This is a genomic window from Streptomyces tateyamensis (assembly GCF_003205575.1).
GTDB lineage: Bacteria > Actinomycetota > Actinomycetes > Streptomycetales > Streptomycetaceae > Kitasatospora > Kitasatospora tateyamensis.
Map to the genome: position 1 here is coordinate 1 of NZ_PYBW01000438.1, position 216 is coordinate 216.

1 pseudogene is annotated in these 216 nt (G+C 76.4%); it reads right to left on the reverse strand.

The features are described 5' to 3' along the window. Positions 1 to 216: pseudogene (locus C7C46_RS34110) on the reverse strand (hypothetical protein); the annotation flags it as partial.

The window sequence follows — 216 nt, forward strand, 5'->3', positions numbered from 1 at the left end:
GGCCGCCAGGTCGGCCTGCTCGTCCTCTGCCGCGTCCAGCAGGTGCGCGAGACGGCCGAAGAGCCGGCCCGCCTCGCGCAGTGCGGCGGCGTTCGCCGGCCGGTCCGCCAGCACGGCGGTGTGGGCGAAGGCGGCGGCCGTGGCGGTCTCGGTCGGCTCGGTGACCAGGAGTACCGAATCGCCCGGCAGCGCCGAGCGCTCCAGTTCGTCCTGACG